A 5,614-nucleotide genomic window follows, 5' to 3' on the forward strand; every position below is an offset into this window, starting at 1 on the left:
TAATCAAATCCCAGTCCGCCATCGAAAGTGGATTTTGTGACATTCGGGAAATCCGTTGAATCTTCGGCAATCAACATGATGCTTCCATTGTGAGCTTCATTGAGCATGTAATTCATGCGTTTCATAAAATCACAGGCGCCCTCATTCACACCATTGTTTTTATTGCCATGCCAGTAAATGGCATTGCTGATGGCATCCATGCGCAATCCGTCAAAATGATAGACTTCCAGCCAGAAATTGGCGGCACTCATCAAGAAAGATCGAACTTCTTCTTTCCACAAGTTAAAATTCAATGTATCCCATTGTGAATTGGCGTCTTCTTCACGATCATATTCATAAGTAGGCGTTCCATCAAATAAACGCAAAGCATAATCGTCACGAACAAAATGTACAGGAACGAAGTCCATAATAACCCCGATACCGGCTTTATGAAGTTCATTGACAAAGTGCATCAGCTGCGCATTGGTTCCATAACGAGAAGTGCTGGAGAAATATCCTGTACATTGATATCCCCACGAGCCATCAAAAGGATATTCATTCAACGGCATGACTTCTACATGGGTATAGTGCTTCTGTTGACAATGAATGATCAATTCCTGAATAATCTGATCATAGTGGACAAAGTCGACCATATCTTCATCTTTGATCCAGCTTCCCACATGGATCTCATAAATATTAACTGGCGAATCGAAACCTTTGTTTCGTTTTTTCATCCATTCCTGATCTTCCCAGGCATCAAATTTTAAAGAAGAGATGATGCTGGCGTTGTTCGGACGAAGTTCACTATAAAAAGCGTAAGGATCGGACTTATCAACAACTTCGCCATTGGCTCGTGTGACTCTGAATTTATAAGAATCCCCTTCTTTGGCGGACTTGCTGGTGCAGGTCCAGATGCCCTGATCATCCTTTTTCATCACATTCTTTTTCGGATCCCAATCGTTAAAGGTTCCTACGACACTGATCGCCTGTGCGTGCGGAGCCCATACACTGAATTCTACGGATTTGGGTTTGATATGAGCACCAAAAATATTATAAGCTCTGAGTTCTCGACCTTCGAAAAAGGCTTTTGTTTTTTTATGGTCCATTTTAAGACCTCCTTAATTCATGCTTATATTTTACAACGCTTTATCAGGATAGAAAAGGTGCTTTTTTGGAAAAATGTGAACGTTTACACAAACTTTGGAATTTGTCCAAGTCAAAAAAAGAAGGCTCAGCAGCCTTCAACTTCCTTTAATCGATTTTTATATTCTTGAAGGATCTTGACCAGATCATCATATGTTTCCAGCGATGAGCATTGATTTTTGAACGCTTTGGCACATGGCAATCCTTTTAAATACCAGGAAGCCAGTCCCCGCATTTCTTTCATCGCTACCGTTTCCGATTTTGTCTTGATCAGTCCCTGGGCATGTTCTAAACAAATATGGATCCGGTCTTCGATCGAATAATCATGATGTCGTCCAATCAAAGAATCAACACATTCCTGGATCAAAAAAGGATTCCCGATGATCCCGCGTCCAATCATGACCGCATCACACCCCGTCTGATCCATCATGCGATGAAAATCATCGACCGAACGCACATCGCCATTGCCGATCACCGGGATCGAAACCGCTTCTTTTACCTTCCTGATATACGTCCAGTCGGCCTTCCCCTCATACATTTGCGAACGTGTTCGGCCATGGACAGTAATCGCTTTTACCCCGGCTTCTTCTAACGCTTTTGCGAGCTCGACACAGTTGATATGATCTTGATCAAAACCGATCCGCATTTTGACAGTCACCGGCTTGGAAACAGCCTTCACAACTTTTGCCATCAAATCTTTGGCATATTCGATATCCTTCATTAAATAACTGCCCGCCTGAGCTTTGATCACTTTATTGACAGGACAGCCCATATTGAAATCGATGATATCGCACTGGGTGTTTTGATCCAAGTATTTGACGCCAAACAAGACGGATTCTTCATCATGGCCGAAAAGCTGAAAACTGACCGGGTGTTCATCCGGATCGCATTCACACATCGCAAACGTCTTTTGCGAAGCGTAATATAGAGCTTTATCACTGACCATTTCATTACAGACCAAGCCGGCTCCAAATTTTTTGGCGATGCGGCGGAAAGCGATGTTGCTGACGCCGGCCAAAGGCGCGACAACGACAGGATTATCGATCTTGATACTTCCGATCTCAAAGCCTTTCATCTAAGATCTCCTGCAGTTCTTCTTCACTGAATGAATAGCGCTCATTACAGAAATTACATGTGATTTGAGCTCCGTGATCTTCTTCGATCATAGCTTGCAGATCCTCTTTTTTCAAAGTCGATAAAGCTCTTGCCATGCGCTCTTTTGAACAAGGACAATCAAAACGAACCGGTTTCGATTCCAAGATATGTGCATCTTCAAATAAATCTTTGGCAAGCTGTTCTAAAGACACATCATCATATTCCGCAATGATCGTGCTCATAGGTTTCAAGCCTTCGATCACATGTTCACAAATTGAAATGTCAGTTTCTGTCGCATCCGGCAGCACCTGCAAGATCAAAGCCCCGGCACTCACCACATTCCCGGTGGGATCGACCAGAACGCCGACGCTGACGGCAGTCGGCGTCTGTTCACTTTTCGTAAAATAGAATGCGAAATCTTCTCCAATCTCACCGCTGACAAGCTCTACCGTTCCCGAGAAATTCTCCTGCATTCCCAGATCTTTGGTGACTGTCAATGTCCCCTGGGTCCCGACAACCGCGCCGACATTCAATTTTCCGGCTTCTTTAAATTCAGTATCCACATGAGGGTTCGAACAAAACCCGCGCACGCTGCCGTCATGATAGGCATCTACAATGATCGAGCCAATCGGTCCATGACCGTTGATGGAGATCGTCAGCATCTCTTTTTCATCCTTTAACATGCTGCCCATCAAAGAGCCCACCGATAAGGTCCGTCCCAAAGCAGCACAGGCACAAGGATAGAGATCAAAACGATCTCTGGCTTCCTGAACTAGATCGGTACTGCGGATCAAATACAAGCGGACATGATCTTGGCAGACCAGCGCTTTACATATCGAATCATTCATTTTCTTTCCTCCAAAAGAAAAGACGTATTACACGTCTTTTTTCTTTGTCAATTCACTCAATGCATCATCCAGATCTTTTTGTTCTACACCGGTCTTCTTATTCGGGATCGGTGGAACATCCGGTTGAGGCTGTTCAGGTTTTGGTTCCGGCTTTGGTGCATGAGGATCTTCCAGAGAACCATAATTCATCAAATTATTGATCTCTTCATTCGTCAAAGTTTCGTGCTCGAATAGATTTTTAGCGATCAAATCTAACAGTTCGCGATTTTCGGTTAAGATCTGACGGCACTGTTGATGACAGGCATCGACAATTGCGCGAACTTCTTTATCGATCTCATCCGCAACCCCATCGGAGTAAGAGCTTCCTTGTGTATAATCTCTTCCTAAGAAGACGTTGCCTTGCGGATCCGCATACTGGATCGGACCTAAAGAGGACATCCCATAAACGCGAACCATGTTTTTGGCGATTTTCGTCAACTGTTCAATATCGTTGACCGCCCCGGCACTGACTTCGCCAAATACGATTTCTTCTGCCGTTCGGCCTCCTAATAAACCTGTAATGCGGGCAATAAATTCACTCTTGCGGTGGAAATATTTTTCTTCCCGCGGCGTCATCAAGTTATAACCGCCCGCTTCTCCACGAGGGATGATCGTTACCTTTTGTACCATATCCGCATCTTCCAGCTTCAACCCGATGACCGCATGGCCCGCTTCATGGTACGATACAAGCATCTTATCCTTTTCCGTATATTTTTTACTCTTCTTGGCCGGTCCCATCATGACACGGTCAATTGCTTCATCAAGATCTGTCATCGTGATCTGAGTTTCTTTATTCCGGACCGCTAAGATGGCTCCTTCATTTAAGACATTGGCCAAGTCAGCCCCTGAGAATCCCGGTGTTCGACGCGCCAGATTTTCCAACGATACATCGGAAGCCAATTTCTTGTTTCGGGCATGGACTTCCAAGATTTCTTTACGACCTTTAACATCCGGCAGATTGACCGTAACACGGCGATCAAAACGGCCGCTTCGCAATAAAGCCGGGTCCAAAACGTCTGGACGGTTGGTCGCGGCAATCACCACGATCCCGATATTATCGGTCATCCCATCCATTTCTACCAGCAGCTGGTTCAAAGTTTGTTCACGTTCGTCGTTACCGCCGCCCATGCCGGCACCACGCTGACGACCCACGGCATCGATCTCATCGATAAAAACGATGCAAGGAGCACTCTTTTGCGCATTCTTGAACATATCACGAACACGGCTGGCTCCGGTTCCGACAAACATTTCAACAAAATCCGATCCAGAGATAGAAAAGAATGGTACATTGGCTTCTCCGGCCACCGCTTTGGCAAGCAAGGTCTTACCGGTTCCCGGAGGCCCGACCATCAAGATCCCCTTAGGGATATGGGCTCCCATATCGGTGAACTTCTTCGGACTTCGCAAATAATCGATGATTTCTTTGACTTCTTCTTTTTCTTCCTCACATCCGGCTACATCGCGGAATCTAGTTTTGACATTGGTTTCCACGCGTGCTTTGGATTTGGCAAACTCAAACGCTTTATTACTGCTGCCGCCACCCATTTTGGCAAACATGATGTAAAAGAAGACCCCGATGATCACCAACGGCAAGATGTTTCCTAACAGAGTGATCCAGATACTGGACTGGCTAGGATCCTGCACCGTGATCTGACCACCGTTTTCCGTCAAAGTATCTTCCAACCATTCTAAATTCGCTTCCGAATTCGGAATGATCACACTGTACTGCATATTCGAATCGCCGTCTTGGAGAACACCATCGACATGAATGATCGATGTCGAGATCGATACTTTGGTATCTCCAAACCGGGCATCTTCAGCTATTTCTTTAAATTGTGTATAATTCATTGTTCGTGTCGATCCCTGAGAACTGTAGAAAAACAGAGACAGGACGATCAAAACCACAAACAAAGTGGGCAAATAATTGATCCATTTTTTCATAGGCATCCTCCTATCTAACGATAGACTTCAGGTTTCAGCACTCCTATATACGGTAGATTCCGATATTTTTGATTATAGTCCAAACCATAACCCACCACGAATTCATCGGGGACACGAAAACCAATATAATCGGCTTCGATCTCCACAACACGGCGTTCCGGTTTATCCAATAAGCTGACAACTTTGACATCGGCAGCCCCTTTTCTTTTTAAAAGCTTCTTCACTTCACGAAGCGTTCTTCCTGTATCGACGATATCTTCTACGATCAAGACTTCGCGCCCCTTACAAGAAAGATCCATATCTTTATCAATACGTACATCACCGATCGATTCGGTGCCATCATAGGAACTCACTGACATAAAGTCGATCTCACAAGGAAAAGTAAACCGTTTGATCAGTTCTGCCATAAACGGTACGCTGCCTTTCAACAAGCCGACGATGACCGGCACTTGTCCGCGTTTCTGGTAATCGGCTTCAATTTGAGCAGCTAATTCTTTACAGCGTTCATTGATCTGGGTTTCTTCAATCAAAACCTTTTGAATATCTTGACTAATCATCCAAAAGTCCTC

At 44.7% G+C, this 5,614-nt stretch carries 5 protein-coding genes; all 5 read right to left on the minus strand.

Features of this window, described 5'->3' with window-relative positions; all coding sequences use genetic code 11:
• The coding region (locus Q0J48_RS06365; RefSeq protein ID WP_296242625.1) for an alpha-amylase family glycosyl hydrolase at positions 1-1,085 on the minus strand (1,085 nt) is incomplete at its 3' end.
• A 125-nt stretch (positions 1,086-1,210) separates the two neighbouring features.
• Positions 1,211-2,197, minus strand: coding sequence for a tRNA dihydrouridine synthase DusB (gene dusB / locus Q0J48_RS06370; RefSeq protein ID WP_296242626.1), 987 nt, complete (start codon positions 2,195-2,197; stop codon positions 1,211-1,213).
• On the minus strand, positions 2,184-3,065 hold the full coding sequence (gene hslO / locus Q0J48_RS06375) for an Hsp33 family molecular chaperone HslO (protein ID WP_296242628.1): 882 nt from the start codon (positions 3,063-3,065) through the stop codon (positions 2,184-2,186). Before hslO ends, dusB begins: the two co-directional genes overlap by 14 nt.
• Before the next feature lie 27 nt (positions 3,066-3,092).
• Entirely contained in the window at positions 3,093-5,051 is a 1,959-nt protein-coding gene (gene ftsH, locus Q0J48_RS06380; protein ID WP_296242629.1) for an ATP-dependent zinc metalloprotease FtsH, read from the minus strand.
• 8 nt (positions 5,052-5,059) lie between these two features.
• Positions 5,060-5,599: a hypoxanthine phosphoribosyltransferase gene (gene hpt / locus Q0J48_RS06385; RefSeq protein WP_204685417.1), complete on the minus strand. Its 540-nt coding sequence runs from the start codon at positions 5,597-5,599 to the stop codon at positions 5,060-5,062.
• Positions 5,600-5,614: the final 15 nt, after the last annotated feature.

This window comes from uncultured Faecalicoccus sp., assembly GCF_944325745.1.
GTDB lineage: Bacteria > Bacillota_I > Bacilli_A > Erysipelotrichales > Erysipelotrichaceae > Faecalicoccus.

Bases quoted from the DNA above. Each gene is read 5' to 3' on its own strand.
- dusB (WP_296242626.1), bottom strand. From the start codon at position 2,197: ATGAAAGGCTTTGAGATCGGAAGTATCAAGATCGATAATCCTGTCGTT.
- ftsH (WP_296242629.1), bottom strand. From the start codon at position 5,051: ATGCCTATGAAAAAATGGATCAATTATTTGCCCACTTTGTTTGTGGTT.
- hslO (WP_296242628.1), bottom strand. From the start codon at position 3,065: ATGAATGATTCGATATGTAAAGCGCTGGTCTGCCAAGATCATGTCCGC.